This is a genomic window from Actinomycetes bacterium (assembly GCA_022599915.1).
In the GTDB taxonomy this organism is placed as follows: Bacteria; Actinomycetota; Actinomycetes; order S36-B12.
Genome location: JAHZLH010000026.1, coordinates 1 through 26,600 on the forward strand (window position 1 = coordinate 1; position 26,600 = coordinate 26,600).

The 26,600-nt window shown below is 61.6% G+C and carries 25 protein-coding genes; 10 read left to right on the top strand and 15 right to left on the bottom strand.

The window, feature by feature from the left end:
* The coding region (gene glgB, locus K0U62_04335) for a 1,4-alpha-glucan branching protein GlgB (GenBank protein ID MCH9800749.1) at nt 1-1,909 on the top strand (1,909 nt) is incomplete at its 5' end.
* A 43-nt stretch (nt 1,910-1,952) separates the two neighbouring features.
* Here the strand turns inward: glgB and K0U62_04340 are convergent.
* Together K0U62_04340 and K0U62_04345 are read right to left on the bottom strand one after the other, a co-directional pair.
* Nucleotides 1,953-2,648: an alpha/beta hydrolase gene (locus K0U62_04340; GenBank protein ID MCH9800750.1), complete on the bottom strand. Its 696-nt coding sequence runs from the start codon at nt 2,646-2,648 to the stop codon at nt 1,953-1,955.
* A 94-nt stretch (nt 2,649-2,742) separates the two neighbouring features.
* Nucleotides 2,743-3,327, bottom strand: a complete 585-nt coding sequence (locus K0U62_04345; protein MCH9800751.1) for a hypothetical protein — start codon at nt 3,325-3,327, stop codon at nt 2,743-2,745.
* A 167-nt stretch (nt 3,328-3,494) separates the two neighbouring features.
* Between K0U62_04345 and K0U62_04350 the strand changes: the two genes are divergently transcribed.
* Nucleotides 3,495-4,079, top strand: a complete 585-nt coding sequence (locus tag K0U62_04350) for an NAD(P)H-dependent oxidoreductase (protein MCH9800752.1) — start codon at nt 3,495-3,497, stop codon at nt 4,077-4,079.
* Between the two features lie 49 nt (nt 4,080-4,128).
* Here K0U62_04350 and K0U62_04355 read toward each other — a convergent pair whose 3' ends face one another.
* On the bottom strand, nt 4,129-5,025 hold the full coding sequence (locus K0U62_04355; protein MCH9800753.1) for a tetratricopeptide repeat protein: 897 nt from the start codon (nt 5,023-5,025) through the stop codon (nt 4,129-4,131).
* Nucleotides 5,026-5,166: 141 nt separating this feature from the next.
* Between K0U62_04355 and K0U62_04360 the strand changes: the two genes are divergently transcribed.
* The gene (locus K0U62_04360) at nt 5,167-6,345 is read left to right on the top strand and encodes a hypothetical protein (GenBank protein MCH9800754.1); all 1,179 of its coding nucleotides are present in this window, start codon (nt 5,167-5,169) and stop codon (nt 6,343-6,345) included.
* Nucleotides 6,346-6,384: 39 nt separating this feature from the next.
* On the opposite strand, the gene K0U62_04365 is transcribed toward K0U62_04360, so the two are convergent.
* From K0U62_04365 to mce, 5 genes are all read right to left on the bottom strand, one after another.
* Nucleotides 6,385-7,722 carry a CPBP family intramembrane metalloprotease gene (locus K0U62_04365; protein MCH9800755.1) on the bottom strand — a complete coding sequence of 446 codons (1,338 nt, stop codon included), beginning with the start codon at nt 7,720-7,722 and terminating at the stop codon, nt 6,385-6,387.
* Entirely contained in the window at nt 7,719-8,711 is a 993-nt protein-coding gene (meaB, locus tag K0U62_04370; protein MCH9800756.1) for a methylmalonyl Co-A mutase-associated GTPase MeaB, read from the bottom strand. The genes K0U62_04365 and meaB overlap by 4 nt, the downstream gene beginning before the upstream one ends.
* Nucleotides 8,712-8,715: 4 nt before the next feature.
* The gene (locus K0U62_04375) at nt 8,716-9,903 is read right to left on the bottom strand and encodes an acetyl-CoA C-acetyltransferase (protein MCH9800757.1); all 1,188 of its coding nucleotides are present in this window, start codon (nt 9,901-9,903) and stop codon (nt 8,716-8,718) included.
* Nucleotides 9,904-10,019: 116 nt separating this feature from the next.
* On the bottom strand, nt 10,020-10,229 hold the full coding sequence (locus K0U62_04380) for a hypothetical protein (protein ID MCH9800758.1): 210 nt from the start codon (nt 10,227-10,229) through the stop codon (nt 10,020-10,022).
* A 163-nt stretch (nt 10,230-10,392) separates the two neighbouring features.
* Nucleotides 10,393-10,827 (bottom strand): methylmalonyl-CoA epimerase, encoded by a 435-nt coding sequence (mce, locus tag K0U62_04385; GenBank protein ID MCH9800759.1) that lies wholly within the window; start codon nt 10,825-10,827, stop codon nt 10,393-10,395.
* Nucleotides 10,828-10,923: 96 nt separating this feature from the next.
* Here mce and K0U62_04390 point away from each other — a divergent pair, with 96 nt between their 5' ends.
* The 3 genes from K0U62_04390 to ccrA all read left to right on the top strand — a co-directional run bounded on the left by K0U62_04390 (nt 10,924) and on the right by ccrA (nt 14,240).
* Entirely contained in the window at nt 10,924-11,901 is a 978-nt protein-coding gene (locus K0U62_04390) for a patatin-like phospholipase family protein (GenBank protein MCH9800760.1), read from the top strand.
* Nucleotides 11,898-12,779, top strand: coding sequence for a patatin-like phospholipase family protein (locus tag K0U62_04395; GenBank protein ID MCH9800761.1), 882 nt, complete (start codon nt 11,898-11,900; stop codon nt 12,777-12,779). Before K0U62_04390 ends, K0U62_04395 begins: the two co-directional genes overlap by 4 nt.
* 123 nt (nt 12,780-12,902) lie before the next feature.
* Entirely contained in the window at nt 12,903-14,240 is a 1,338-nt protein-coding gene (ccrA, locus tag K0U62_04400; protein MCH9800762.1) for a crotonyl-CoA carboxylase/reductase, read from the top strand.
* 114 nt (nt 14,241-14,354) lie between these two features.
* On the opposite strand, the gene K0U62_04405 is transcribed toward ccrA, so the two are convergent.
* Nucleotides 14,355-14,945: a hypothetical protein gene (locus tag K0U62_04405; protein ID MCH9800763.1), complete on the bottom strand. Its 591-nt coding sequence runs from the start codon at nt 14,943-14,945 to the stop codon at nt 14,355-14,357.
* A gap of 190 nt (nt 14,946-15,135) precedes the next feature.
* On the opposite strand from K0U62_04405, the gene K0U62_04410 reads away from it, so the two are divergent.
* Nucleotides 15,136-16,092: a CAP domain-containing protein gene (locus K0U62_04410; protein ID MCH9800764.1), complete on the top strand. Its 957-nt coding sequence runs from the start codon at nt 15,136-15,138 to the stop codon at nt 16,090-16,092.
* A 314-nt stretch (nt 16,093-16,406) separates the two neighbouring features.
* Entirely contained in the window at nt 16,407-18,398 is a 1,992-nt protein-coding gene (locus tag K0U62_04415) for an acyltransferase (protein MCH9800765.1), read from the top strand.
* An 85-nt stretch (nt 18,399-18,483) separates the two neighbouring features.
* On the opposite strand, the gene K0U62_04420 is transcribed toward K0U62_04415, so the two are convergent.
* The 4 genes from K0U62_04420 to K0U62_04435 are packed head-to-tail and all read right to left on the bottom strand — an operon-like array spanning nt 18,484 to nt 21,024.
* Complete coding sequence (locus tag K0U62_04420) at nt 18,484-19,269, bottom strand: alpha/beta hydrolase (GenBank protein ID MCH9800766.1); 786 nt, start codon at nt 19,267-19,269, stop codon at nt 18,484-18,486.
* On the bottom strand, nt 19,269-20,027 hold the full coding sequence (locus K0U62_04425) for an SDR family oxidoreductase (GenBank protein ID MCH9800767.1): 759 nt from the start codon (nt 20,025-20,027) through the stop codon (nt 19,269-19,271). Before K0U62_04425 ends, K0U62_04420 begins: the two co-directional genes overlap by 1 nt.
* Entirely contained in the window at nt 20,024-20,761 is a 738-nt protein-coding gene (locus tag K0U62_04430; GenBank protein ID MCH9800768.1) for an alpha/beta hydrolase, read from the bottom strand. The genes K0U62_04425 and K0U62_04430 overlap by 4 nt, the downstream gene beginning before the upstream one ends.
* Nucleotides 20,758-21,024, bottom strand: a complete 267-nt coding sequence (locus tag K0U62_04435) for a hypothetical protein (protein MCH9800769.1) — start codon at nt 21,022-21,024, stop codon at nt 20,758-20,760. The genes K0U62_04430 and K0U62_04435 overlap by 4 nt, the downstream gene beginning before the upstream one ends.
* A gap of 87 nt (nt 21,025-21,111) precedes the next feature.
* Between K0U62_04435 and K0U62_04440 the strand changes: the two genes are divergently transcribed.
* Entirely contained in the window at nt 21,112-22,542 is a 1,431-nt protein-coding gene (locus K0U62_04440; protein MCH9800770.1) for an AAA family ATPase, read from the top strand.
* A gap of 45 nt (nt 22,543-22,587) precedes the next feature.
* Nucleotides 22,588-23,031, top strand: coding sequence for a ribonuclease HI (gene rnhA, locus K0U62_04445; protein MCH9800771.1), 444 nt, complete (start codon nt 22,588-22,590; stop codon nt 23,029-23,031).
* A gap of 3 nt (nt 23,032-23,034) precedes the next feature.
* Here rnhA and K0U62_04450 read toward each other — a convergent pair whose 3' ends face one another.
* On the bottom strand, nt 23,035-24,681 hold the full coding sequence (locus K0U62_04450; GenBank protein MCH9800772.1) for a 3-hydroxyacyl-CoA dehydrogenase family protein: 1,647 nt from the start codon (nt 24,679-24,681) through the stop codon (nt 23,035-23,037).
* Nucleotides 24,682-24,864: 183 nt separating this feature from the next.
* Nucleotides 24,865-26,433, bottom strand: coding sequence for a Rieske 2Fe-2S domain-containing protein (locus K0U62_04455; protein ID MCH9800773.1), 1,569 nt, complete (start codon nt 26,431-26,433; stop codon nt 24,865-24,867).
* Between the last annotated feature and the right edge of the window lie 167 nt (nt 26,434-26,600).

Here is a 26,600-nt window from a genome sequence, read left to right on the forward strand (position 1 = left end):
CCCTCGCCCGGCTGAGGATCCCTACCGCTACCTGCCCACGCTGGGCGACGTTGACCTGCATCTACTCGGCGAGGGCCGTCACGAACAGCTATGGCAAGCGTTGGGTGCCCACACTCGGATCTACGGCAGCGACCACGGGCCCGTGACCGGTACATCGTTTGCGGTATGGGCACCGTCGGCACGGGGCGTGCGCGTCGTGGGTGACTTCAACTACTGGGACGGTGCCGGTCATCCGATGCGCTCACTGGGATCATCGGGCATTTGGGAGTTGTTCGTTCCCGACGTCGGCGATGGCACCCGCTACAAGTTCTCGATTCTGGGTGAGGACTATGTCTGGCGGGACAAAGCCGATCCCGTCGCCTTCGCCACCGAAGTACCGCCGCAATCAGCCAGTGTGGTGTTCACCTCCGACTACGACTGGGGAGATACTGCCTGGTTGGAACGCCGAGCGGCAGCGGATCCGTTGACGTCCCCGATGAGCATCTACGAGGTGCACCTGGGTTCTTGGCGGCGGGGCTTGAGCTACGAGCAACTCGCCGACGAACTGACCGACTACGTGCTCGCACAGGGCTTCACCCACGTGGAGTTGCTACCGGTGACCGAGCATCCATATGAACCATCTTGGGGGTATCAGGTCACTTCCTATTTCGCTCCCACCAGCAGATTCGGCAACCCTGATCAGTTCCGGCATCTCGTGGACCGGCTCCATCGCGCTGGCATCGGCGTGATCATGGACTGGGTGCCCGGTCACTTCCCGAAAGACGATTGGGCACTGGGCCGCTTTGATGGCACGCCGTTGTACGAGCACCCGGACCCCCGCCGAGGTGAGCAACTCGACTGGGGCACCTTTGTGTTCAATTTTGGTCGCCGTGAGGTCCGAAACTTCTTGGTAGCCAACGCGGTCTATTGGTTGGAGGAGTTCCACATCGACGGCCTGCGCGTTGATGCCGTCGCTTCGATGCTCTACCTGGACTACTCCCGCGAAGAGGGGGAATGGCTACCGAACGAATACGGTGGTCGAGAAAATCTGGAAGCAGTGGGGTTCCTGCAGGAGATGAATGCCACCGTCTACAAGCGGGTGCCAGGCATCGTGACTATTGCCGAGGAGTCCACCACCTGGCCCGGGGTCACGCGCCCCACACATCTGGGTGGTCTAGGTTTCGGCTTCAAGTGGAATATGGGTTGGATGAACGACTCGCTCGGCTACATCGGTCGAGATGCGATCTACCGGCAGTATCACCACTCGGAGATGACCTTCTCGCTGGTCTACGCCTACGACGAACACTTTGTGCTGCCGATCAGCCATGACGAAGTGGTCTACGGCAAAGGCTCCCTGGTGGGCAAAATGCCCGGCGACCGCTGGCAACAACTCGCTGGTACACGCGCTTTCCTGGGGTATATGTGGGGGCATCCCGGCAAGCAACTGCTGTTCATGGGCGCAGAGATCGCGCAGTCGTCGGAGTGGAATGAGCAACACTCACTGGACTGGTGGCTGCTGGAATACGACGAGCATCGCGGCGTGCAGCAGTGTGTGGCAGACATGAATCGCGCGTACACCGACAGCCCGGCATTGTGGCAGTTGGACGGTGATCCCACCGGCTTCGAATGGATCGACGCCAACGACGCGGTGAACAACGTCTTCTCGTGGGTGCGTTTTGGTGCTGACGGATCGATGGTCGCCTGCGTTGCCAACCTAGCCCCCGTGGTGCGAGATGCCTACCGGCTGGGGCTGCCCCGATCGGGTCGGTGGACCGAGATCCTCAACACTGACGCGGGTGACTACGGCGGTTCCGGGGCTGGGAATCTCGGCGGTGTTGAGGCCGTCGCTGGACCGTGGCACGGCCGGGAACATTCAGCCGAAGTTGTCTTGCCGCCGCTGGCCACCATTTGGCTGCGCTGGGACGGCTAGCAACGTAGTGACCGCTTTTCCCAGCCGCCTAACCAGATGTGAACTACTCCCGGGCGAACCACGCTTGCAGCAAAGCGGTGATCGCCTCCGGTTGTTCCACCATGGCAAGGTGACCGCTGGCAGGCACTACCGTCAGGTGGGCTCCAGGGATTGACTGCTGGATGAATTTCGCTGATCCCAGATTGAAGAAGCCGTCTTGCGCAGCATGCACTATCAAAGTTGGGCAACCGATCTGTGGCAGGGCAGCGGTTTGATCCATGTTGTCGGCGATGAAATGACATTGCGCAACGAGGTTCTCGTCATTGACTTGCCGTTGACAGGCAGTGACCTCATCGACCAGCTCTTGTTGATTAGGGTGCCCGGAACCCAGTGCCTGACTTAGCAGACCGCGGCGGGCGGCGTCGATCTCACCAGACTGTACTTGCTCGATAAGAGTGGACATGAACTCTTTGATCGGCGGCATGAGCTTTGCCATGGAACCTTGCGAAACCAACCCAGTCACTCGATCGCCAAACTCCGCCGCGGCGGCGAATCCAGCAAGGGTTCCTCCCGAGTGGGTGCCGAGGTAGAACCGGTCGCCGCCCGCCTGGTCGATCTGTTCCAGCACCTTCGCCATATCGCGATTATCGGGAACGACCACCACAATGTCGGCGACATCGGCAAGGTGCTTGTGCTGGTAGGACCACAGGTCAGCGCCGTAGCTGAGACCAGGGATAAGGACGAGACATGGTCGAGCCATAGCGACTCCTCAGACAGCCGGGCTTAGGGCCCAACCTATCCACTCCCCGACCGGCAAGTCTTCGCCAGTGAAGTCTTGCGTCTACGGAAGTGACTTAACTGCGCTCTGCCCAGGCGATCATGCCTTCAATATTCTGCTTCAACACATCACTGGCCATGGCATCTGCACCCTTGGTCATGGCCATGTACTTCAAGGTACCGACGTCCTTCTTCACTGGCGCCGACGACAGCGCATAGGCGATCGCGTCGTCGCGCAGCAGCCAGGCCCCGAGGTTATAGGCAGTCCGAGCGCCCTGCTTCTTGTCCAACTCCTCAGTACCGGCATCGTTTTGATCCCAAGCAATGATCCGCCAACCATCTCGGGACGGGATTTCAGCGAGATCGATCTGCACCTGCATCTTCCCCAGTACCGGCAGACTCATCCGCTGGATGTAGCTAACGTCAGTGGGAGAGCGACGATCGACGATCTCGACTGACTCCACATACTTCACGTTCTCTGGATAGTGCTCCGCATCCAAAATGCAACTGGCCATAATGTCGAGATTCACCTGCGCAGGCAAGATTCCGACACCCTCACTAGTTGGTCGGTTCTCGTAGCGCCACGACGTGTGATTGAACTTGTCGGTGGGCAGTTTAGTTAAATGCGGCATGACCCGGTCAAGGAAGTCGGCTGCTCCCATATCAGTACTCCGTTAGTCCAGGGACAGAATGCCTAGCAGTCTAGGAAACCGCAGCAGTACTTTGCCTCCCGGGTGGCAAGTTGGGCACGTATGCTGATCTGGCCCAGGTTGCGACCGAACTCACCGTCTCTACGCTGAAGCCATCGTCGACCACCAAGGAGGGTGCTATGGCGCCACCCACACGTCTCGCTGTCATCCTGGGTAGCACCCGCAGCAATCGCCAGGGCGAACGAGTCGCGCGCTGGTTTCGCGAGCAGGTTGAAGATAGCGGGCTGTTTGATCTCGACTACATTGATTTGGCTGAGCAGGCCCTAGACGACCGGCAAAGTCAGCACCATCCCCGCAGCGGCAGGTATTCACCAGGTGTACAGGCTTTCGCCGATCGCATCGCCGCCGCCGATGCCTTCGCATTGCTCACGCCGGAATACAACCACGGCTATCCCGCTGCCCTGAAACACGCGCTGGACTCCTGCTACGCGGAGTGGAACGGCAAGCCCGCAACAATCGTTGCCTACGGTGGCGTGTCTGGTGGGGTACGCGCCATCGAACAGTTGCGGCCAGTGCTGGCCAGTTTGGCGGTGGCTACCATCCGCGATGCGATTGCGATTCCCATGGTTGGCAAGAAATTCCCCGCCGATAGTCCGCCGGTTGACCTCGCAGGCACCGAAACAGCGACTGCGGCAATGCTGACCGAATTGGATTGGTGGTCGCAAGCACTTGCTGCCCGTCGTCAGCAACAACCATTCCCCTAGTGAGGCGCTCAGTACTGGATCCGGCTCAACACGGTGAGGAGATAGCCGACTAGAACAGGGCGTTGGCCAGTGCGATCCGGGCCTGAGCGACCTGGGGATCCTCCGGCCCGACTACTTCGAACAGTTCCAACAATCGGTTGCGCAGCTGAGCACGGTCGTCGCCGGCAGTGCGGCGAACCCCGTCGATTAGCCGAGCGAAGGCACTAGCGAAGTCGCCACCTGCTGCCTGCAAATCTGCTGCCGCAAGCGCATTGGTCACATCGGTGGGATCAGCGTCAGCGGCCGCCACCGTCGCAACTGGATCAGTTGTTCCAGCCCGCTGATACAACTGAGCTGATGCCAGTCCGACTTTTGCTGCGGCATCGGCCGGGTCCTTTTGTAGCAGTCGTTGGAAAGCCTCGACCGCCACATCCCACTGCGCGCTCTCCATCGCCTGATAGGCCGATTCCTGGTCCGGGTCAATCGGCTCCGGCTCAGGTTCGCTTTCGGCCACCGGTTCGGCCGACACGCTGCCGGTCACGCCGGCTTTCTCAGCCTCAGCCAGGACGGCATCCAGATACTGTTTCACCTGTTGCTCCGGCAATGCTTCTTGAAACAGTGGCAGCGGTTGCCCTTTGATCACCGCAAAGACGGCCGGGATCGACTGCACCTGAAATGCTGCGCCGATCCGCTGCTCTGCTTCCACATCGATCTTCGCCAGCACGATGCGGCCGCCGTACTCACTCGCTAGCTTTTCCAGAATCGGCGACAAGGTCTTGCAGGGTTCACACCAGTCTGCCCACAAGTCGATGATCACGGGCACCGTCATCGAACGTTCGATGATCTCGGTCTGGAAAGTAGCCTCCGTGACGTCGACGACGACACCGGCAGGGGCTGTGGTAGCCGCAGTGGCTGCTTCCCGTTGGGCGCTCAGCGCACCTAGGTCAACGGCGCCGCGCAGGGACATGGGATCACTCATGGCCCCATTGTGGCAAACGAGCATTGACTGCCTCACCAGTGGACATGAGCCGCCACCGACCCTTCATCGGACAGAGCGTGTCGTTCACGATGTTTGAGCCGGCCTGATTGCGGGAACTAATATGGCGCTATGAAAGATGCAGCCGGTAAGCCACAGGCCCCGCTGACAGTTGTTCCCACTGCTGGTCCGTGGCTGCAGCCAGGCGGTGTACTTCTGCATGTTGGCCCACCAAAAACTGGCACAACGGCATTGCAGACCGCCCAGTTTGCTGCGCGCCGCGAACTCGCCGAGCAGGGTTTCCGCTATCCGGTACGCAAGGATCGCGGCCGATTGGTCAATCAACATGGCTATGCCGGGGCTGCTCTGATGGGCCGGCAACGGCAAGGAGTTGACTCGGTAGAGCCCATAGCTGTGTGGGAGGCCCTAGTTCGCAAGGTGCAGCGCCGAGATGACCGGGCGCTGTTGAGTTCCGAGTTCTTTGCGGAGTTTGAGCCGGAACACATTGCCCGCGCTATCGAAGACTTCGGTTCGGAAGATTTGCAGGTGCTGATCACGCTGCGACCGTTAGCGAGTCTGCTTGCGAGTACTTGGCAGCAGGATTTGAAAGGTGGCCAGCCGCAGAGCTTCGACCAATGGCTCACCGAACGATTGGAAGGGTCTGAAGATCAAGTCTTTTGGTATCGGCACGCTCACGACGAACTCGTCGAACGATGGGTCTCGCAGTTGGGCGCGGACCGAGTGGCGGTGTTGGGCGTTGATCCCTCACAACCAACTGAGTTATTGCGCAATTTTGAGCAGTTGACTGGAATCACCAGCGGAACGCTGCAACCCAAGCGGGGTAATCGTTCGCTTACGCAACCAGAAACTGAGTTGATCCGGGAGATCTACCGACTGCTCGATGACGAGATCGACGAACAACAGTTTCATCTGCTCGTACGGTGGGGCGGTTTCACGGGTCTCGTGGAGCGACGTGATGCTCCCGCCGCAGAGCAGCGGATTATCGCCCCGGACTGGGCGATACGTCGGGCCAGTGAAATTCATGGTCCGATGCTGGATCGGATCGTCGAGCTCGACGTGACACGATTCGGCGACTTCGACGCGTTGCGGATCCCCCCGACTCCTACAGATGCCAAAGCCATAGTGGGTCTCCGCGATGAAGCAACCTCCCAAGTTCCGGTAGATGCGGCCGCGCAACTGGCGCTGGGTATCTATCGGGCAGCACTACGACAGCAGATGGCTAATCGACCTACAGACACTGGTTCCGCCAAGCCTAGGTCTTGGTGGCGCCGTCGATCTCGATCCGGCTAACGTGCCCGGGATCACTGCAAGCTGCTGACCTCGAACTCGCTAGCGCCACCACTCTGTTTGCACCCCAGCAGCTGCGGACACCCGCTGTGCGATGGCGTGCATGCTGCGGTAGCGGCGGCGTTGCCCACCAGCGGAAAAGGCCAACTGCAACTGTCCGCCATCACCCATTAGCAGCATGTTGTTCCAATCTGGGGTGACGGCGAGATAGCTGATATCGCTGTAGGGGATCCGCCACAACGGTGATTTGCCAGCGCGATCGCGGCTGATCACGACTGCGTCTTCTCGCACGGCCGCCTCATACTGCAGCGCGTTCACCGTGATCTTGCCGAGTCGCCGCGGCGGCAAGGCGCTGTCACCGAGTTCGGTGCGCTCGTACGGAGTTAGCGAATCCGGACCCGGCCAGTTGCGCTTGACGTACAACACGATGAACGGCGAAGCGACAGCCATCAGGATCAGACCGACGACGATTTGCGCAACGAAATCGGCAGCCGTATTCGGGGCTGGGGTCTCTTGCGCAGCATCACCAGCGGTCAACACCACCAGCAACACCAGACCGTTGTTCAACGCGTGCATGACAATCGGCGGCCACAGCGACCGAGAACGCAAGTAGACCAACGCCAGTACCAAGCCGAAAACGCCGGCACCAATCGGGTCGACATGCAAGATTCCGAAGAAGACCGCCTGCACGATTACGGCCGTTCCCACCCGCCAAGCAGCAGCCCACCGTTCCAGCAGCAGACCCCGGAAGATCAACTCCTCCACAACTGGTGGGATGACCGCCACGGTCAGGGCTAGGGCCAACGCGTTGGTGCCGGTGTCGATTTCCGCGTTCTCCACGTAACTGGGGAAGAAACTGGCAGTGAGAATGCTGGCACCCAACGAAAAGACCAACAGCACCGGGACCATCCCCAGCACAACCCACCAGTACTTCCCGATCCGAGGTAGCGCAAACAGGGTGCGCAGCCGAACCTTGTTACGCCACTGCACAAAGAAAGCCCACAACACCAGCGGCAGGTAAAACAGTGCCGCAAAGATCGGTCCAGCAGATGGATCGTCACCGAAGATGAGCGATAGCAGCGCGCCCATCAGAAACAGCAGAGCTAGGCCACCAACGGCGAAGAGCACGAGCCAGCGAGCGCGCACTGCAGCAAACACTGATGGACCAGTGACGTGGGGAACCTGCCAGGTTGTCGTTGGCTGCGGCTCGGGTTGCTGCGGTGGAATGACCTCGGTGGCATGTACCGGCGGTGACACGGCTTCGGTGGGCTGGGCTGCCGGATCACTGACCGGCTCAGTCCATTGCTGGTCTTGCCCGTCCGACTCCGGCTCGACTGGCTCATCCGTTGGCTGCTCATCGGGGTGGTGCGGTTCGTTCATCGGCCCTCTCCAGTCACGCCAATGTCAGCTAGCAACTGATCGGCGGCCGCGTACGGATCTAGCTCCCCCGACAGCACTTGGGCCGACAGTCCGGCGAGATCACCGCGACGGTCAGCAATCCGTTGTGCAACCGACTCCTCCGCGAGTGACGTGATTTCCGCCGAGGTTCGGGCCGCCCGCCGCACCGCCAGCTGACCGCTGTCCATCGCGGTCTGATGATGGTCCGCCAATGCTGTCGCTAGTTTGTCGATTCCGACACCTTCGGCAGCGGTAATCCCCAGCACCGGCGGTCGCCACTCCCCCTCATGCAGAGGCTTAGCGCTGATCATGGCCCGCAGTTCCCGGCGGGTGGCGTCGGCACCGGGGCGATCGGACTTGTTCACCGCGATCACATCTCCGATCTCCAACAACCCAGCCTTGTTCGCCTGAATCCGATCCCCCATTCCTGGGGCCATCGCTATCAGCACGGTATCGGCGAATCGCACTACATCGACCTCGTTTTGCCCGACTCCTACGGTTTCCACCACCACAATGTCAAAGCCACAGGCATCCAGCACTCTGATCGCACCCGGAGTGGCCGCCGACAGGCCACCGAGTTGGCCGCGAGCGGCCATGGAACGAATAAAGACTTCCGGATCAGTGCTGTGTTCAGTCATCCGGATTCGGTCACCCAGCAGGGCACCGCCAGTGAACGGCGACGAAGGGTCAATCGCCACTACCGCGACCCGATGACCCCGCGAACGCCACAGCGATACCAACGCTGATGTCGTGGTGGATTTCCCCACGCCCGGCGCACCCGTAATTCCCACTACGTGAGCAGTGCCGGCAAGTGGTGCCAGTCGGCGCCCGATCGCCACTGCGGCATCGGAACGTTCTTCAACCGCGCTGATGAGTCGCGCCAGGCTGCGCCGATCCCCAGTCAGCGCACGATCCAGCGTCTCCCGCGGGTCTACAACCCGCGAGGAGCGTGCCGTGGGGGTTTGCTCCACTCGATCAGGAAGCGGGAACTCGCACGATCAGGGCGTCGCCCTGGCCGCCGCCGCCACACAGCGCGGCCGCACCGGTACCGCCACCGCGGCGCTGCAGCTCCAGCGCCAGATGCAGCACGATCCGAGCGCCGGACATGCCGACCGGATGACCCATGGCGATCGCACCACCATTGACGTTGACCTTGTCGTCTGACATCCCCAGTTTGTCCGCCGACACCAGGCCGACAGCGGCGAAGGCCTCGTTCAGCTCCACCAGATCCAGATCGGCCGGAGTGATGCCCTCCTTGTCGCACGCCTTCAGCACTGCGTTGGCGGGCTGCTCCTGCAACGAAGCATCCGGGCCAGCCACGACGCCGTGGGCGCCGATCTCAGCGAGCCATGCCAGGCCCAACTCTTCGGCTTTTTCTTTGCTCATCACAACTACCGCGGCGGCACCATCACTGATCTGGCTCGCGGAGCCGGCGGTGATAGTGCCGTCTTTGGCGAATGCCGGGCGCAGTCGGCCCAAGGTCTCCGTGGTGGTGTCGGCGCGCACGCCCTCATCCACGGCGAACACGATGGGATCGCCCTTACGCTGCGGAATCTCCACCGGAATGATCTCGTCGTCGAACAGACCGTTCTTCTGCGCTTCAGCGGCCTTCTGATGGGAGCGGGCCGCGAAGGCGTCCTGCTGCTCACGAGTCAAGTCGTACTTGCTGTTGTAGCCCTCGGTGGACTGCCCCATGGCCATCTGATCAAAGGCACAGGTGAGTGCGTCGAAGGAGGTGGAGTCCTTCAGCGTGGTGTCGCCGTACTTGAAACCGGCCCGACTGTTGGGTAACAGGTGCGGCCCTTGGGTCATCGACTCCATGCCACCGGCAACCACAACGTCGTACTCACCGGCACGAATCAACTGGTCGGCCAACGCGATGGCGTTGATGCCGGACAGACACACCTTGTTGATGGTGAGCGCTGGCACCTCCATGCCGATACCGGCCGAGGCGGCCGCCTGCCGAGCAGGGTTCTGACCAGCGCCTGCCTGGATAACTTGACCCATGATCACGTAGTCCACCACGTCGGGGTTAACTGCGGCGCGCTCCAGCGCACCCTCGATGGCAATGCCACCTAGGTCAGCGGCGGAGAAACCTTTGAGTGATCCGGTCAACCGACCCATGGGGGTACGGGCACCAGCAACGATCACGGTTGACGTCATGAGAGCCTCCAGGCAATTCGATCCGGGCGGCCGTTGCTACGGCTGAGCGCCCGACAGTTCCTCCAGAGTATCCCCACCAGTTGCTCCACCCAAACCCCCGCATTGGCAACACGCGGTCAGAAGATGAACTGCCAATCATTCATCCGGGCATTCAGTAGGACGATGCCCACACCAAAAAGCAGCGAGGCAACGATTGCGACCTTCGCGAGTTGTTTGATGATGCCCACGATGAAGAGCAGCGCAATTCCGGCTGCGATTGCCCATCCCAGCGGCGTCATCGCCGAGATCATGTCCCCAGCGGTGGCCACAATGCGGTCGAGCTCCATGCCACCAGTGTGTGACATCTAACAGGTCTGGCTGGCTGCGACACGCGCCGGTATCCGGCGCGGCCAGCCGGCAGCATTTAGCGGCCGAGCACGTCGCTGTATCGGCGACACGACCTCACTACCGTGACTCCCGTTAGAACAGCGCCGAATGCCGCGTTATCGGTCAGTGCAGGTCGCCGCTGGACTCAACCAGTTCAACCAGCACCCCACCGCAATCCTTTGGGTGCACAAAGTTGACCCGGGAGCCGCCAGTGCCGGTCTTGGGGACGTCGTACAACACCCGCACGCCGGCGGCGCGCAGATGTTCACCGGCCGCATCAATGTCTTCCACACCGAACGCCACCTGCTGAATACCCGGGCCGCTGCGAGCCAGGAACTTCCCGATTGGCGAATCGTCACTCAGCGGGGCGAGCAGTTGGATGTAGCCGTCGCCGATGCGCAACATCGCTTCGCGAACGCCCTGCTCCTCATTCACCTCTTCGTGCACTGACTCCAGACCGAAGGCATTGCGGTACATGGCAATCGCCTCATCGAGGTCCGGGACGGCGATCCCGACGTGATCTATTCGGGTGGCTATGGCAGCAACAGCACTATTCATGGCCTCTATTGTGCGTCGCGAGCTCTCGCATATTGCGCTGAGGTCCAGTCTGGCGGGCAACCGGTGCACGTGCGCTTCGCTCGCTAGGGTTGCGCTATGGCCGATCCTCGCCTCTTCGTACCGCCTGCGCGCGGCGCGAAAGTGCGCTCGCTGGGTGAGAAGTTACCGCTCAGCAAACTGCTGCCGCAGCCAGTCCACTTCGTGCTGGCCGGCGGCGGCTCGCGAGGTGCGGTGCAGTGGGGACTGCTACAGGCACTATCGGAAACCGACCTGATTCCCGACTCACTGATCGGGACCTCGGCCGGAGCCTTGACCGGCGTGGTCGTTGCCGAGGATCCGGGTTCGGGAATGAACCGGCTTTCCTACGTCTGGGCGCAACTGGATACCCGCAACGTCATTGGTGACGGCTGGTGGGGCAGTCTCGGAAACGCTCGACAAAACGCACTTATGGACAACGCCGCAATTCGAGAGACTTTGGAAAGTGTCATCGGTGCACAAACTTTCGCCGACCTCGCGCTGCCCTTCGCGACCGTATCCACCGATCTGGCCACCGGGCTGCCGGTCGTTATCGATAACGGACCACTGATCCCGGCGCTGCTAGCTTCCGCAGCCATCCCGGGCCTGCTGCCACCCGTTGAAATCGATAGCCGGCAACTGATCGACGGGCTCGCCAGCGCAAACCTGCCAGCAGTTCAGGCAGTAGAGCGCGGAGCTGGCTCCATCGTGGTGCTGGATACCGGCGCACGTGAGTTGGGTGAGGTCAATCCATCAGGACGACGAGTACTGGCCCGGCTGGCAGCATCGCTCTCGATGACGCAGCGGCGTCACCAACTCTCGCAGGCAGCCGGAGACGTCCCACTCCTACTACTACCCACGCCACACAACTTGGGTGGGGTACTGGACTTTGGTGCGACTATGTCGGCCGCCAGTGAAACCTACGCAATGGCCCGGTCGTTCCTGCTGGACCTGGTGGCCGACCACAGCGGGCGGCTGCGGCCTGGGTTGTATTCCCGACCGGGTGCCCCAGAGATCGCGACCATCGAACCACAACTGTGGCATCGGGTGGGCCCATGACACCACGGATTCTCGATGCGCTTCCTCGACCGGTGGCTTGGGTGCTGACTAGTGGTGGCGGCCGAGCCGCCGCCCAAGTGGGTATGGCTGAGGTCCTGTTGGAACAGGAATACCAGCCCGATCTCATCGTGGGCTCGTCGTTTGGCGCCATCAATGCCGCAGCCCTACCCGGTCCCGACCCAGATCTGGGTCGGCTGCGGGTGTTTTGGGAGAAACTCCCCGAACAATCGGTGTTTTCGTCACTGGGCACCGCAGCAGTCCGCGGGCTGGGTCCGCGAACCAGCAAGCACGCCCGCGAGTTTCGTTCGCTGATTGCTTCAGCACTCGCCGCCAGCAACGACACCCAGATTCCAGCCGAACTCGTTTTGGTAGCCAGCGACTTGGAGACGGGCCGACCGGTAATGCTGCGCCAAGGCCAACTCGTGGAAGCAGTGGCGGCCGCCTGCACGCTGCCAGTGGTGCTTCCGCCGGTGGAAATCAATGGGCGACTCCTGATCGATGGCGGCATGAGCGCCTCTGCCCCACTGCAGCAGGCTGTCGACGCCGGTGCCAAGTCGATCGTGCTGCTGGACACTGCCACTTCGGCTGTTCCGGAAGCGGAGCTGAAGGACATTCGCTGGTGGCAGATCGCCGCGTTGTCCTACAACCACCAGATCCGCTCCCAGATCGGGTTGGCGCTGCCCAACGTCGCTGGTCAGGTACCAGTTGCGCTGATCTCCGCCGATGAGGGCCGAATCCTGGAATTCACTGAGCCGCAGGAACTGTTTCAGGCGGGTCGTCGAGCAGCTGCTCGGGCCTTGGCGAGTGAACTTCGGGACCAGAATCTGGCTCGACCGGGCGTTCATGGTGTGCTGGCGCGGGAGCGATTGGCCCAGTAGTCACAACTGAGTCTCGCGTCCCACAGTGTGACTGAAGTCGCCTCTGATCACCCCGAGGACATCCGGCCAGTAAGGCTTGTCTTACCGTTGCAGGGCATATCCCTTGATCTTTTGGAGGCACCCGTGCAGGAAATCCGCGACGCAATCATGGCTGGGGACACCCCTGCTGAGGAGTTCGCCAATATTGAGCTTCCGGATTCGTACCGGGCAATCACCTTGCATAAAGAGGACGAGGAAATGTTCGTTGGGATGGACTCCCGCGACAAGGATCCCCGCCAGGCGCTCCATCTCGACGATGTGCCGCTGCCGGAACTGGGCCCAGGCGAGGCCCTCGTGGCCGTAATGGCGACTGCGATCAACTACAACACCGTGTGGTCAGCCCTGTTCGAGCCGGTGTCGACGTTCGGGTTCTTGAATCGCTACGGCAAGCTGAGCCCGCTGGCTGCCCGCCACGACCTGCCCTACCACATCCTGGGTTCCGACTTGGCGGGCGTCGTGCTGCGCACTGGCCCCGGCGTTCACCTGTGGAACCCAGGCGACGAGGTGGTGGCACACTGCCTCAGCGTGGAACTGGAAGACAGCGCCGGCCACAACGACACCATGCTGGATCCGGAGCAGCGGATCTGGGGCTTCGAGACCAACTTCGGTGGACTCGCCGAGGTGGCGCTGGTGAAGAGCAACCAGCTGCTACCGAAGCCCAAGCACCTCACCTGGGAAGAGGCCGCCTCCCCCGGTCTGGTGAACTCCACCGCCTACCGGCAGTTGGTTTCTCGCAACGGCGCCGGCATGAAGCAGGGCGACACCGTGCTGATCTGGGGCGCTTCCGGCGGTCTGGGTTCCTACGCCACGCAGTACGCGCTGAACGGCGGCGCGGTACCGATCTGTGTCGTCTCCAGCGAAGAGAAGGCGGAAATCTGCCGCAAGATGGGCGCGAAGCTGATCATTGATCGCCGGGCGGAGGGCTACAAGTTCTGGAAGGACGAGACCACCCAGGACCCCAAGGAATGGCTGCGGTTCGGCAAGCGCATCCGCGAGCTCACCGGTGGCGAGGACCCGGATATCGTGTTCGAGCACCCCGGTCGCGAGACGTTCGGCGCTTCAGTATTCGCCACTCGCAAGGGCGGCACCATCGTGACCTGTGCCTCCACCTCCGGTTACATGCACGAGTACGACAACCGCTACCTGTGGATGAACCTGAAGCGGATCATTGGCTCCCACTTCGCCAACTACCGGGAGGCCTTCGAGGCCAACCGGCTGGTGGACAAGGGCATGATCCATCCAACGGTGTCACAGGTGTTCCCGCTGGAAGAGGCGGGAGAGGCCGCCTCGCAGGTGCACCGCAACCTGCATCAGGGCAAAGTGGGCGTGTTGGCGCTTGCCCCCGAGGAAGGTCTGGGTGTTTCGGACACCGACAAGCGCGACAAATACATCGATGGGATCAATCGCTTCCGCGGCGTGTGAGCCACGACCGACCTGTCAACAGCACAACAATCGGCCCCGCCCTCCGGAATTCTCCGGCTTGGCGGGGCCGATGTCATTGCTACTTGGGCAGAGCGCCGGCAGCACCGCAGCCAACTACTCAACTCGCATCATTTCCACATCTGCCTCCAGCCCCGACAGTCCGTCATGAGCGCCAGGGGCGAGTAGACCGCCGGTGTAGTAGCCCATATCCCATTCCAGACCAGGGATCTCGGTTTCGAAGTAGGCACTCCCTTGGCCCTGCCGAGTGTTGAAGGGCAACTCGATACCGAACTCAATATTGGGCCCGAACCGATCGACCCACTCGACCGGATAGGCCTTGGTGCTAGTCACGCCATCACTGTTGCGGTAGAGCAGCTTGATTTCGCCAGAGTCGGTGGCAAAGTCAAAGTACCCACCACGGATCCGCAGGTGAGTGAGAGTTTCTCGACCCTGCTCATCTTCCGCCTCAATCAAAATGGCACCGGAAGCAGCGATATCCGCCCGGTTGGCGACCGCAGTTTCTTGGTACTGCGTGGTGTGTGCCTGCTCACCGTTGCCACTGCCAGTAGCGGTTGATGCCTGCGCTGGGCTGGCGGTGGCACCGATCAACGGCAGCGCCAGCGCGAGTGCCCCAGCGGCAATGGCCCACCGTAGTGTCGTCTTGCCACCGGCGTTGGTCGTGATGACTTCTTGCATGTTCTTCATGGGTTTCTCCAAGGTCGTGGCCAACTCTTTGTTGACGCAACGAGTTCATCCCCGAGATCTGCTGGCTCACACCGCCCTACGCTGCCGAATCGTTTCGGCAGTTTTGCCACCCACATCGTCGGCTCAAGACGATCGTCACCGTCACCGATGACTAGATATGGCGGCAACAAGTGGTGGGAGCGGTATCGGTATGAGCAAGGTGCAACTGAAGGGTCTGGCGGCGGTCGCCGCGGTCGTCACGCTCGCTACGCCCGCAGTTCCCGCCGTGGCTGCCGAGAGCGAATCCAGCTGGCGAACCAAACCAAACGGCGCTGTGGCAGCAGCCGCAGTAGTGAACAGCAAGCAACGCAGCATGCTGCTCTTGCGTGGCCCACGCGAGGTTACTGAAGGCGCGGCAATCCCATTACGAGGCAAACTCCGCGGCGCGAAGGGCCAACGCCTTCGAGTCAAAATTCAACTGCTGGCGTCAACTGGTTGGCAGCCGATTGCAAACACTCGTACCAAATCCCGCGGAAAATTCCGCAGCGACGTCACCGTGGCTGCGGCCGACAGTGCCACGGTGCGAGCGGTAGCGAAAGCCCAGCGCCGAAAGCAACGAGCAGTCAGCAAGCGTGTAACCGTCACCTTCACGCAGTCATCAGCACCAGCGAGTTCACCCGCACCCGCTCCGCAGCCGGCCACCAGCCCCGGTCCCGCTAGCCCGACTCCCGATTCGGCGATGGCCGAAAAGGAACTGCAAATGGTCACGTTGGTGAACGAGGCGAGGGCTACCGGTTACACCTGCGGGCAGTACGGCTACTTCCCGCCGGCGCCACCGTTGGGACCACAGGATCTGCTAGCAGCAGCGGCACAGGCACATTCTGACGATATGGTCGCCAACGACTTCTTCTCCCACACAGGCTCTGACGGCTCCGAGCCCTGGGACCGCATGAGCGAACAGGGATACCGCTGGTCTCGAGCGGGGGAAAATATCGCTGCTGGATATTCTGATGCTGCCGCAGCAACTCGTGGTCTGCTGGATTCTCCCGGCCACTGCCAGAACATCATGAATCCCGCGTTCACCGAAATCGGAGTGGGAGTCGCCACCGGCGATTCTGACTACGGCATCTATTGGACGCAAAAATTCGGCACCCCGCGCATTTCATAACGCCAGCCACCGGTGATTGGCGTTGCCACGATGTGGTCTGACGGGATTGCACCTCACCGCTGTCGAGTAGCTCATCACTGCGAAAGCCGGACTCGTGGCGCACTCTCGCACCCGGCTGAGCTCCGCGACCACCACATATGGTGGATCTGGGATTTATCAACCACAACTGCAGCGTGTCGCGGCAGCGTAGTCGGACGCCGGATCTAGACTTCCCGGGACTGGCATTGCACGAGTGAAGATCAGCTATTCGCAGCGACCTGACGGGTCGTCTCACAAGTGCTGACCCAACTGCGACCGGGAGGATTGGAGGAGCAGTGGCGACAATCGACGCGACGCGGGATCCCGCCGCCAATGTCGCTGCGCCTCACTCGTCTGACACCGGAACCAGGGCTGGCGCCGCCGGCGCACCTGGGACCCGCGGCCTGTCCTACATCCCCGGCCTCGACGGGATCCGCGCGCTAGCAGTCCTAGCCGTCCTGCTCTATCACGCGGACGTCAGTTGGATGCCGGGTGGCTTCCTCGGCGTGGACATGTTCTTCGTGCTCAGCGGTTTCCTGATCACTTCGATCGTGTTGACCGAACTTGAACGTAATGGCCGGCTGAACTTCAAACAGTTCTACGTGCGCCGGGCTCGCAGGCTCCTGCCCGCACTGTTTTTGGTACTCGCCCTCGCCGCCGTCCTCGCGGCGTTCCTGGCCACGGACGCAGCCGCCAATGTGCGCCGAGACATTTTGGGTGCGCTGACATACACCACCAACTGGGTCTATATCTTCACAGACCAGTCCTACTTCGAGGCCACCGGCCGACCACCCATGCTGCAGCACCTGTGGTCGCTAGCGGTCGAGGAGCAGTTCTATCTGATCTGGCCAGCAATCGCGGTTTTGGCCTGGCGGAGGGGCGGTCGTCACCGAGTCCGAGATTGGGCGCTCATCGGTGCGCTCGTCTCGACGCTGATCATGGTGGTGCTGTCGCTTATGAACGGCTACCCGGAGACCAGCGACGGCAGCCGGGTGTACTTCGGCACCGATTCTCACGCGATGGGCCTGCTGATCGGGGCGGCACTTGCCGCGGTTTACCTGCCGAACCGACTCAAGACCGACCTGATGAGCGGGGCTAAAGCCATCCTCAATGCCAGCGGCTTCGTTGCCCTCGGGCTCGTGGTGCTCATCATGATGAACACCCACTCCAACGCCTCCTGGCTCTACTGGGGTGGATTCCTGATCTTCTCCATCCTGGTGGCTGTGGTCATTGCCGTGGCCTCGCATCCAGCCTCGATTTTGGGCAACGTACTGGGCGCCCAGCCGCTGAAATACATTGGGCAACGCTCATACGGGCTGTATCTGTTCCATTGGCCGGTCTTCCTGGTGCTTCGACCAGAACTCGACGTGCCATTCGAGGGACTGTCGAACTTCCTGCTGCGGATGGGAATCACCTTCGGTCTCGCCGAACTCTCCTACCGCTACGTGGAGATGCCGGTGCGCCGCGGCGCCATTGGCCAGGCCTGGCGCAACTACCGCGCCCTGCCAGCCGAACATCGTCAGCCAATCCGGAAACGGGCAACCATCATCGGAGGCGTCGCGCTGGCATTGACGGCACTGATCGGGTTGCGACTGGTCACGATCGACGAAGAGGTACCGGACTATCTCGGTGGAGTTACCGAAGTTTCCGCGCTCGATGCCCAAACAGGTTCGGCGCAAGACCCTGCTCCCGAACCACAACCCGGAGATCCAGAGCTTTCTGGGACAGTGACCAACCCCGGCAGCACAGTAGAACTCAAGCCCGGGGTGTTGGCAGTCGGTGAATCCGTGATGCTGGGCGCCCAAAGCGGACTGCGCTCAACCTTCAAGAAGGTGTCAATCGACGCAGCAGTAGGCCGCCAAGCGGTAGACATGGTGGCTCGGTTGCGGCAACTGCGCGACGCAGGCGCCTTCCGAGAGACGGTGATCCTGCATACCGGATCCAACGGCTACGTCACCGAACAGCAGCTGCGAACCATGCTGGACGTCCTGTCGGAGGTGCCCCGGGTAGTAGTGGTCAACGTGGACGTCCCCCGGGAATGGCAAAACCCCAATAATGAACTTATTCGCGAACTAGTCGCGGAAACTCCCAATACGGTGCTGGCTGATTGGCATGGCTACGCCGAAGCCAACTCCGGACTGCATGTCAAAGACGGCATCCACCTGACGACTAAAGGCGTCAATCGGTACTCCCAAGTCTTGGAAGGCGCAGTCGATGCGCTCGCTGAAGCGCAAGATCAGCAACCAGCGCCCGTTCCCACGACCGAACCGGAACTACAAGACCAGTAGTTCGGCTCACTATCGGCTATCGGCCGAAACTCCGGCAACCATCGCTATCCGGGCCGCCCCGGTGCTGGCGACATTTCGTAGGTCACTACCGCTTTGACTGGTCCTGTGCGGCCAGAAACTGCAATAGCGCTTCAGACACCGCAGTGGGGCGCTCCACCGCCGACAGATGACCAGCGGAAGGAATTCGGATCAAGACGCTGTTGGGAAGTACTGCAACCATCGCCTCTTGCTCACCTAGCGGACTCAGTACGGTGTCTTCCTCCCCGTAGATCACCGCTGCTGGCCGATTGAACTGCGACAAGCTGGCTAGCGAGTCCGGTCGTTGCGCCATGGCTCGTTGGTACCAGGCCACTGTGGCCGGGGCTGCTGCTCGAATCCATGCCGCAGTCCGATCGACGACCTCCGGGCGCTCCGAACGAGTGGTCTCCCCCAACAGTCCTGGAATCATGGCCTCGACGAGGAACTCGGTGTTGCCGTCAGCCTCGGCTCGCTCGGCTACTGCCAGTCGATTGGCCAGTGCTGGTGGGGGGTCCGCTGTTGCCTTGGTATCCACCAGCATCAGCGCGGTGATCCGTTCTGGGGCCTGGCGCAACAGCGCCATGGCGGTGTAGCCACCCAGGGACAATCCGGCTACGGCGCACTGCGTGACTTGCTGCTCGTCCAACCACTCGATGAGTTGGCCGGCAACGACGTCGAGGTCTGGTGCCACCGCAGGCAGGGCAGCGCCGCCAAAGCCTGGCAGATCTGGTGCGAGCACTCGGTATCCGGCGTCGGTCAACTGATCCGCTTGCGCGGACCACATGGTGTGGTCGCAGGGAAAGGCGTGCAGGAGCAGTACCACCGGCGCTACTGCGCTAGCTGTCGCGGACATCAGGGCATGACCGCCAAACCACCGTCAACGACCAGGCTTTGCCCGGTCATAAACGACGACTCATCACTGACGAGGAATAGGGCCGCGGCGGCGATCTCTTCTGGGCGACCCCATCGATGCATCGGAACCCGATTCAAGACCGCTTCTTCGGTTTCGGCCTCGTTGCGCAAGAAGTCAGTCAGGTCAGTTTCGATCCAGCCCGGCAGCAGCGCGTTTACTCGGATGCCACTGGTGGCGCACTCGACGGCGAGACTTTCCGTGAGCGAGATGATCGCTGCCTTCGCTGCCGCGTAGTGCGCCATCAACGGAGCTCCACGCAGCGCAGCGATGCTGGACAGGTTCACCACCGAACCAGACTGCTGTTGCAGCATCACCGGCAGCACCACCTGACAGGCATGCACCACGGAGTCTAGGTTCAACTGCTGGGTCTTCTGCCAGCCAGAGAACCGGGTGGCGACCAACGGCATCGAGAACGAGTTGCCACCGGCGTTGTTGATCAGGATGTCCACACCACCCAGTTCGGAGACTGCGGAATCGAGCACCCCGCGAAATGCCTCCGGATCCATCACATCGGCTGGGCGGACAATGCAGTCGCCGCCCTCTCGACCGATACCGGCAGCAACTTCCGACAGCATCTGTTCGTTGCGAGCCAGGATCGCCACCGATGCCCCTTCTCGGGCCAATCGTTCAGCAATGGCGCGGCCGATGCCGCGGGATGCTCCGGTGATGACTGCTCGACGACCCGCAAGGCTGCTCATAAATCACTCCATCTCACCATCGGTCCGTCCCACTCAGTGGCAAGCGGATGGGCCGCAGGTGTCACTACCCTAGCGACCTCGTCCAGCACCTCCCGGACAGCCCGTTCTCCCACCCACAGATGACCAGCCTCCGCTACCGGGATCAGTTCCGCTTGCGGCACCGGCGCGAAACGCTCACGTGCGGCATCGGGTCGCAAATAGTCATCAAACTCCGGAACCAACACCACCATCCGCCGACCGGACCTGGCCCAGCGTTGCAGGTCGGAGTCTTCGGTAAACCGCACTGGTGGCGACAGCAAAATCGCCCCTTCGACGGGGTCACGATCGCCGTGCTTCAAGATCACATCAGTGCCGAAGGACCACCCCACCAGCCACGGCTCTGGGAGTTCCCGCCTCGACACCCAGGCCAACGCTGCGCCGAGGTCCAGTCCTTCCCCGCCGCAAAAATCGAACTCGCCTTCACTACGGTCAGCCCCCTCCCCGGCTCCGCGGAGATTGAATCGCATCACCGCCAGCCCGGTCAGGGCCGGCAGCCGCCACGACAGTTTGCGAAAGACGTGGGACTCCATCGAGCCACCCTCGGTGGTAAGTGGGTGGACACAAACCAGTGTGGCCACTGGGTCGCACCAATCTGGCAGCGTCAACTCGCCGCGCAGTCGCAACCCGTCGGCAGTGGTCATCGCGAACTTTTCTCGCCGCGCCGGTAACACGCTGTTGGCGCGAATCTTGCTCATCGCTGACCTCGCCGCCAGCAGCGGGTGTGCCAGTGCCGCCGTTGACCTACCCCGTCATCTTCATCCGCAGGCCACACCACCAGGTGTGGCTCACTCACCGCAATCCGGTCAAGACACTGCGGGCAGGTGTAGGGCTTGGTTGCGTTCTGGCCCGGAATTGCTCGGACAAAGTACTCCTGGCCATCTCGCTCTTCCAGTTGTTGCGGCCCGGAAACCCCGCCCAGTGGTCGCTGGGCGGGTCGGTTGTGCTTGCGGTGGGCCATAGCGCGAATCCAAGCATCTAGGCTACGGGTGTGCCAACTGTTGCCGATGATCTCCGTGCTCTCATGGCGAGCCGCCATAGTCTGTTGGTGGTAGACACCCGGGATGAGCAGACCCTGATCGCCACCGCTACTGAAGCAGCGCAAGCGACTGGCGGGCAGCTATGGCTGTGGACCCCTGCCGATGGATTGCGGGTCAGCGGCGGCCAGCCGCAGTCCGGCACCCGTGATCCGGAGCATGCGCTGGCTTTTCTTTCCGACCTGACCCAACGCCACATCACGCTGCTCCTTGACGCTGGCCAGATCCTCGATGATCCGGCCGCTGCTCGGCAGCTCAAGGAACTGGGCCAAGCCGGTAGCTCCGGCAGCATGGTGATCATCACCGGAATCGGAAGTGACGTGCCCGACTCACTTGCCGGTGCTGCAATTCGTTGGGATTTGCCGCCGCCTAATCGGGAACAGATGACGGCCCTAGTGAAAAGGACCGTCGCGGGTCTACCTCGACAGGGCTGGCATGTGGCGGTTAAAGATCTTGAGCCGCTGGTTGATGCGGTGATGGGTCTGACTCCTACGGAAGCAGAACGCATCATCCTCAAGCAGGCGGCAGTCGACGGTCGGCTGGATGCCGCTGACGCTGAGGCAGCCACCAAGGCTCGAGCTGAACTGCTCAGCGACGGCCCACTGGACTTGATTGACACTGACAGCGACTTTGACGATGTGGCCGGCCTGGAATCACTGAAGTCCTGGCTGCAACTGCGCGGTCGTGGCTTCGCCCCCGAAGCACGCGAGTTCGGCCTGGAAGCACCGCGGGGCATCATGCTGGTGGGTGTTCCCGGTTGCGGTAAGTCGTTGATCGCGCGAGCGTTGGCGGGTAGTTGGGGAATGACGTTGGCCGCCCTAGACGCCGGCCGGCTCCACGGCTCCTACGTCGGTCAGTCAGAGAAACAACTGCGGGAGGCTTTACTGGCGGCAGAGGCCATGAGTCCGGTGGTGCTTTGGATCGACGAGATCGAAAAAGCGTTCGCGGGCGCCGGCGACAATGACAGCGGCGCCTCCCGTCGCGTACTTGGGGTGCTGCTGCGCTGGCTGCAGGAACGGCCTGATGGCATCTTTGTCGTCGCCACCAGCAATGACGTCACCTCATTGCCACCAGAGCTGGCTCGCCGGGGTCGATTCGATGAGCTGTTCTTCGTGGATCTGCCCGATCCGTTGGAGCGCAGCGCCATCTTGGCCTACCACCTACAGCAGCGGGACCGCGATCCGCGCCAGTTTGATGTGAATGCGCTGGCGACTGCCACCGACGGGTTCTCCGGCTCGGAGATCGAGTCCATGATTGTTGCCTCGCTCTACACCGCATTCGCCGCCAACTCACCGCTGACCACCGACCACCTGCTGGCGGAGACGCACAGCACGATCCCGTTATCGGTCACTCGCTCCGAAGACATCACCGCGTTGCGGAACTGGTCGGTGGGGCGAACCCGACCGGCGGGTGGCCATCCACCACCCACGCCCGTCCGCTGACCCCACCGGTGCTCGATCACCGGATGACCCCAACCTAGGAGAACAATGTCGGAGACCGCAGCTGAACCGGTAGTGCTCTACACCGATGGCGCCTGCAAAGGAAACCCCGGCCCTGGCGGTTGGGGGGTGCTGCTGGAGTGGGGTGACCACCGCAAAGAACTATGCGGCGGTGAAAGCGACACGACCAACAATCGTATGGAGATTACCGCCGTGATCGAGGGACTGCGGGCGCTTTCTCGGTCGTGTCAGGTATTGGTGGTGACCGACTCCATCTACGTCCGAGACGGCGTCACCAAATGGATGGCGGGCTGGAAGCGAAACGGCTGGCGTACCGCAGCCAAGAAACCGGTAAAGAACCGAGATCTCTGGGAAGTCCTCGACGAAGAACTGTCCAGCCACACCGTGGACTGGGAATGGGTGAAAGGCCATGCTGGCCACCCCGGCAACGAACGAGCGGATGAACTCGCCAACGCCGGGGTCCCCAACTAACCGTCAGCTGTAGTCGTAAAACCCGCGGCCGGTCTTGCGACCGAGGAACCCAGCCGCCACCACATCATTGAGTGACTTCGCCGGGGTGAATCCTGGGTTGTTGAACTCTGCGAGCAGCACTTCCTGGATCGCCAGCGACACGTCATTGCCGACCACATCGAGCAGTGCAAACGGACCCATCGGGAAGCCGGTGGCAGCCTTGATCGCCTCGTCGATCTGCTCCTTATCGGCGTAGTGAGCATCCAGCAGCCGCACTGCATCGTTCAAGTAGGGGAACAGCAGGGCGTTGACGATGAATCCACCCCGGTCACCGCATTCGACCGCTACCTTCTTGGTGCTGGCGCAGATCTGCCGGGAAGTGGCAATGACGTCGGGCGCGGTTTCCACCGTGGACACGATCTCCACCAGTTTCATGATGGGTGCCGGGTTGAAAAAGTGCAGGCCAACAACGTCCTGGGGTCGCGAGGTGACTGCGGCCATCTCAATCACCGGCAGGCTGGACGTAGTGGTGGCCAACACCGCTCCGGGCTTGCAGATTCGATCCAGATTGCGGAACAACTCAACCTTGATGTCGAGGTCCTCGGCGATCGCCTCCACCACGAGATCGACCTGATCCAGCGCGGACACGTCAATGGCACCAGTGACCCGGCCGAGCACCGCATCGCGATCCTCTTCCGACAGTCGACCCTTGGCTACCTGCTTCTCCAGTGACTTGGTCAAACTTGCGATGACGCGAGCGACTTTCTCCTCACCTCGAGCGATGAAGGTGACGGCGTAGCCGGACTTGGCAAACACCTCGATGATCCCGGTGGCCATGGTGCCCGAACCCACCACACCGACTGTCTCCACGACGCGACCGGCATCGGTATCGTCTGCGGCATCAGCATCAGCCACGATCTCCGCCGACCCGGGGGCGGCGTAGGTGTAGAAACCGCGACCGGTGCTCTGCCCCAGATGACCGGCGGCCACCAGTTGCTTCAGCACCGGGGACGGCGCATGCACTCGCTCGCCAGTCTCGGCATACAGGGCGGTCAGGGTGTCGGTGAAACGGTCCAGACCAATCGCGTCGATGGCTGCGATCGGACCCACCGGGTAGCCGCAACCGAACCGCATCGCGGCATCAACGTCGTCGGCAGTCGCGTAGCCACCTTCCACCATGCTCACGGCGTGGTTCAGGTAGCCGTAGAGCAACCGAGTAGTGATCAGGCCGGGTCGGTCGCCCACCCGAGCGACGGTGCGTCCGGCTGCTTCAGCGAAGTCCGCCACCGCTGCGACTGCAGCAGGTGCGGCCAGTGGGGTTTCCACCACTTCTGCCAAGGTGCGCGAGGCCACCGGTAGGGCCAAGTTCAGGCCAACCAGGCGACTGGGAATACTGGCTGCCAGTGCTAGATCGGCAACACCGAGTACCGAAGTGGTGGTCACCAACACCGCATCTTCTGGTGCAGCCTTAGCAAGCTCGGTCAGGGTGTCCTGCTTGGCGCCGAACCGCTCGGCCACTGCCTCGATGACGAGACCGGAACCATCAAGGGCGGGCAGGTCACCGGTGGAGGGGGCCGACACCACCTCGACACCAGCCTGACCGGCTAGTTCCACAATCTGAGTGGCGAGGTTACCGTCGCCGACGACGGCAATTTTGGTGACTGAAGACATGAGTCGCTCCGTTTCGATGTCGATTCGTACCGCTGCTCGATGCGCGACGGGGTGAAACCCCGGAATCCCAACCCAATAAGTGTGGCAGATGCAGCTGATCTGCCGTCGGTGAGGTCGCAGGAGACGACATCTCGCGGCCTGGCAGCTGGAATGCGACTTATACCGCTAGGTCCGCTCTAGGGCTTACTCGACTCGGGAAGCCCGAATCTCATGGCCGGCGCTAGTCAGACAACGACCTGAGGGCAGATCGAATTTCCAGCCATGCAGCAAACATTGCAGCGTGTCGCCTTCGATCTCGCCGAACCGTGATAGGTCAGCCTTGAGATGGGGGCAGCGACGCTGCACGACCCAATCGCCCAACTCGATGTCTTCGGCGTCAGGCTGCTGTTCGGCATACCAACCCTCGACGTAGTTGACTCGTTCGTCGGTGAGGCATTTGAAGAAGGTGTAAACAAACTCGTTGTACTGACCAATCCGCTTGGCACTGAATCGGGCCGACAGGAACAGGTGGTTCACCCAATCCTCTTCTTCCGTGTACAGCAGATGTTCGATCAAGCGTCGCTGAGTCCGGAACCGATAACGCGGCTTGTCCTCAGGTAGCGGCCGGCGAACTTTACGAGTGGTGAAGTCGAAGACCACCTCTTCAAGCACCGGCGGATCCTCACCCTCCTCTGGCAAGGGGGCGGTCAGTTCGAACAGGACGGGGCCGCCGATGCCGTGGGCAATCTGTTCGGCCTGTTCCATGATTGGCTCAAACCGCTCTTGCAGCACTGCCAGCACGTCGATCTCCGGGTGTGACCAGGAGGCCCGTTCCTCGGCGATAACGATGCGCTGCCGATCGCGGTAGGCCTCTAAGTGCTTGCGCTTGCTTTCGGTGCTGAAGAAATCACGCACGTTCTCGACTGGGTGTTCCACCGCAACTGCCTCGGTGTTCAACTCTGCCACCGATCCGGGGAGCAGAATGATGCCGTTGTCGTGGCCCTGATCCACCATGAAGTCGGTGAATACCTGCTGGTCGGGGAAGATATTTCCCTCGTCCTCGAAGATGTCGTTGAACTGCCACAACTCGTCATCCAGGAAGCAGGGCGGACCGGCCATTGGGAACACCCAACTAGCCCGCAGATCCTCTACGTAGCGCAGTGAGCGGTCTAGTTGCCGCTCTCGCTTTTGCTTGCCGAACGCCTGCTTCGCAGCGGGCGGTAGGTCGTAGACCATCGGGTACCAAATGGCGCCGGAGAATTGCAGGAAGTGCGCGTGCACGTGACCCAGTTCCGCGAACATGGCGAGTTCGGCGGGCCGAGCATCGTTTTGGTTCAGCACTCGCAGGCCGTTGTCATCGATCCAGATCGACGAGTCACCCAGCGGCCCGTCGGTGGGGGCGGTCATGGCCTGAATCATCAGACGAACACCACTGCCGACATCGACAACTTCTTCGTTGGGCAGCCGTTCCAGGTTGTTGAAGCCCAGTTCGCGCAGTTCGTCTTCCATCGAACTGGTCGGGAAGTCCGGGAACAGCACCGTGGTGTCTTTGCGGATGTTCTCGGCCAGATTCTTGGCGTCGAAGTGATCCCGATGCAGGTGCGAAACGTACAGGTAATCGCACTGCCCGAGTTGTTGCCAATCCAACTGTGAGTTGTCGGGAAACGGGAACCACGAAGCGAAATAGGCCGGGTTCACCCACGGGTCGCACAGGATGCTGCCTGCGGAGGTCTCCATGTACAGGCTGGCGTGACCGGTACCAGTGATGCGCACTCTGCCTCCCCAAGTTCGACGCTAGCGAATACGCTCGGAAATTCGCTGCTGCCCGCCCAGTATCCCCCCTCTGCAAACTATCGCTCAAATTACCGCAGCCCTACGCTCCGGAAGTCGGCCCACCACGAGACGCAAAATGTCGCCGTCGATATTCACGGAAACACAAC

Bases quoted from the DNA above. Each gene is read 5' to 3' on its own strand.
- K0U62_04340 (MCH9800750.1), bottom strand. From the start codon at position 2,648: ATGGCTCGACCATGTCTCGTCCTTATCCCTGGTCTCAGCTACGGCGCT.
- K0U62_04345 (MCH9800751.1), bottom strand. From the start codon at position 3,327: ATGGGAGCAGCCGACTTCCTTGACCGGGTCATGCCGCATTTAACTAAA.
- K0U62_04350 (MCH9800752.1), top strand. From the start codon at position 3,495: ATGGCGCCACCCACACGTCTCGCTGTCATCCTGGGTAGCACCCGCAGC.
- K0U62_04355 (MCH9800753.1), bottom strand. From the start codon at position 5,025: ATGTCCCTGCGCGGCGCCGTTGACCTAGGTGCGCTGAGCGCCCAACGG.
- K0U62_04360 (MCH9800754.1), top strand. From the start codon at position 5,167: ATGAAAGATGCAGCCGGTAAGCCACAGGCCCCGCTGACAGTTGTTCCC.
- K0U62_04365 (MCH9800755.1), bottom strand. From the start codon at position 7,722: ATGAACGAACCGCACCACCCCGATGAGCAGCCAACGGATGAGCCAGTC.
- K0U62_04375 (MCH9800757.1), bottom strand. From the start codon at position 9,903: ATGACGTCAACCGTGATCGTTGCTGGTGCCCGTACCCCCATGGGTCGG.
- K0U62_04380 (MCH9800758.1), bottom strand. From the start codon at position 10,229: ATGGAGCTCGACCGCATTGTGGCCACCGCTGGGGACATGATCTCGGCG.
- mce (MCH9800759.1), bottom strand. From the start codon at position 10,827: ATGAATAGTGCTGTTGCTGCCATAGCCACCCGAATAGATCACGTCGGG.
- K0U62_04390 (MCH9800760.1), top strand. From the start codon at position 10,924: ATGGCCGATCCTCGCCTCTTCGTACCGCCTGCGCGCGGCGCGAAAGTG.
- K0U62_04395 (MCH9800761.1), top strand. From the start codon at position 11,898: ATGACACCACGGATTCTCGATGCGCTTCCTCGACCGGTGGCTTGGGTG.
- K0U62_04405 (MCH9800763.1), bottom strand. From the start codon at position 14,945: ATGAAGAACATGCAAGAAGTCATCACGACCAACGCCGGTGGCAAGACG.
- K0U62_04410 (MCH9800764.1), top strand. From the start codon at position 15,136: ATGAGCAAGGTGCAACTGAAGGGTCTGGCGGCGGTCGCCGCGGTCGTC.
- K0U62_04420 (MCH9800766.1), bottom strand. From the start codon at position 19,269: ATGTCCGCGACAGCTAGCGCAGTAGCGCCGGTGGTACTGCTCCTGCAC.
- K0U62_04425 (MCH9800767.1), bottom strand. From the start codon at position 20,027: ATGAGCAGCCTTGCGGGTCGTCGAGCAGTCATCACCGGAGCATCCCGC.
- K0U62_04430 (MCH9800768.1), bottom strand. From the start codon at position 20,761: ATGAGCAAGATTCGCGCCAACAGCGTGTTACCGGCGCGGCGAGAAAAG.
- K0U62_04435 (MCH9800769.1), bottom strand. From the start codon at position 21,024: ATGGCCCACCGCAAGCACAACCGACCCGCCCAGCGACCACTGGGCGGG.
- rnhA (MCH9800771.1), top strand. From the start codon at position 22,588: ATGTCGGAGACCGCAGCTGAACCGGTAGTGCTCTACACCGATGGCGCC.
- K0U62_04450 (MCH9800772.1), bottom strand. From the start codon at position 24,681: ATGTCTTCAGTCACCAAAATTGCCGTCGTCGGCGACGGTAACCTCGCC.